Here is a 1,794-nt window from a genome sequence, read left to right as displayed (position 1 = left end):
CTGGAATTTGGGTGTAACGATGGTGCCACTTGTGATAGCGGCGATAAAAAGTGCTGTTGTAAAACGATAGCAATCCTGCCAACCAAGCCACAATATCATTCCAACGCTGGCTAGCAAAGGCTGTTCGGTGCACACACTCATGCAGAGCGGCAAACATTGCTGCTAGGCTAAACCCATAGACCACGATCGCCGGCACCGCAATCCACCCAGCGCTATGATTTGTGCCCCACAGGTAACCACTAATTCCGAGGATAGCCAAATGTCCTGCTAGTTGCAGAATGCCAGCACGATTCGATCGCTGGTTCAGGGCAGTTAGTTGCTGAACAGTGAGAATCTGACGGGGTTTCACCAACCAATCTGTTTGCAAAGGTATTGTTTCAGTAGTGTTCATCATGGGTGAGCAATCAGGCATAGTCAAAACAGGCGAACGAGAGCAAACTTGTTATAACAGGTAAGTGTTGCTCATTTTAGCAACTTGTTGTGACAAGTTAGTTATGCCTGATACCGAAATCTGAACTCGAAATCTGAGCTACGTTGTCTAGCAATAACTCCTGGCATTGCTGCCACCAGCAGCCACTTGCCCCATTAGCAGACTAGAATCAGATTACTGAAATCGCTATTAACCAGGCTTTGCCCAGAGCTTCAACTACTTACAGCATTCCTATGCATCCCTACCAACGCATTCAATCCCATCTGACACCCTATCTATTTTTATTACCAGCATTAGTTGTATTGTGTCTGACAGTTTTCTATCCAGCGTTGCAGGCGCTCTATCTCAGCTTCACACGCTATGGAGTTGACCTCACTGTGGCACCAGTGTGGGTGGGGTTAGCAAACTTTGAACGTCTTTCAAAGGATCCAGTATTTTGGCAAACCCTACGGAATACCCTGGTCTATCTCCTAGGTGTTGTGCCGGTGCTAGTGACTGTTCCTCTAGGGCTGGCAATTCTGGTGAACCAGTCCCTTAGGGGCATTCATTGGTTTCGAGCCGCTTACTATACGCCAGTTATCATTTCTATGGTGGTCGCTGGCATTGCCTGGCGTTGGTTGTATGCCGAAAATGGCTTGTTCAATCAATTGCTCTCACCGCTGGCGACAATGTTTCCCGTTCTGAGGAGGGTACCCTGGTTAACTAGCCCTCAGCTAGCGTTGTTTAGCGTCATGGTGGTGACCATCTGGAAAGGATTAGGCTACTACATGGTGATTTATCTAGCTGGATTACAAGCCATTCCTACAGAACTTTATGAGGCAGCAGCGATCGATGGCTCCGATGGCCTGCAAAAACACTGGGACATTACCATTCCCCTCATGAGACCCTACCTATTCCTCGTTGCTGTCATCTCCGCAATTTCTGCAACCAAAGTATTTGAGGAGGTGTTTATCATGACGCAAGGCGGCCCCTTGAACAGTTCTAAAACTGTGGTCTATTATGTATATGAACAAGCCTTTCAAAATCTAGAAATTAACTACGCCTGCACAATTGGCTTAGTGATGTTCTTGGTGATTTTAGTGTTGTCAGCCGTGCGACTAGCCTTTGATCGCCAAGCGCGGTTTTCGCCATAGTTGCTAAGTTGCAACTGTTGGGTCGCTGTTGACGCTCCTGTTCACTGGCAAACTTCAAGAATAGATTGCTTGTTTGGTTGTCAATAATAAATTGCTTGTCTGATTGGATCGAGAACTGTTACTATAAGCTAGGTTTAGCTGGTGTTATTGGGGCGTCGCCAAGCGGTAAGGCAGCGGGTTTTGGTCCCGCCATTCCTAGGTTCGAATCCTAGCGCCCCAGTTTTATACGAC

Annotated in this window: 2 protein-coding genes and 1 tRNA gene; 2 read left to right on the top strand and 1 reads right to left on the bottom strand. The window is 47.3% G+C overall.

What is annotated here, in order from left to right; all coding sequences use genetic code 11:
• A partial coding sequence (locus tag NZ772_18415) for a fatty acid desaturase (GenBank protein ID MCS6815530.1) occupies positions 1–367 on the bottom strand: 367 nt, incomplete at its 3' end.
• A gap of 296 nt (positions 368–663) precedes the next feature.
• Here NZ772_18415 and NZ772_18410 point away from each other — a divergent pair.
• Complete coding sequence (locus tag NZ772_18410) at positions 664–1,563, top strand: sugar ABC transporter permease (protein ID MCS6815529.1); 900 nt, start codon at positions 664–666, stop codon at positions 1,561–1,563.
• 148 nt (positions 1,564–1,711) lie between these two features.
• Positions 1,712–1,783, top strand: a tRNA-Gln gene (locus tag NZ772_18405).
• Positions 1,784–1,794: the final 11 nt, after the last annotated feature.

This window comes from Cyanobacteriota bacterium (assembly GCA_025054735.1).
In the GTDB taxonomy this organism is placed as follows: Bacteria; Cyanobacteriota; Cyanobacteriia; order SKYG9; family SKYG9; genus SKYG9.
The sequence above is the reverse complement of the archived record's forward strand: the minus strand, read 5'-3'. Positions and strand labels throughout refer to the sequence as shown.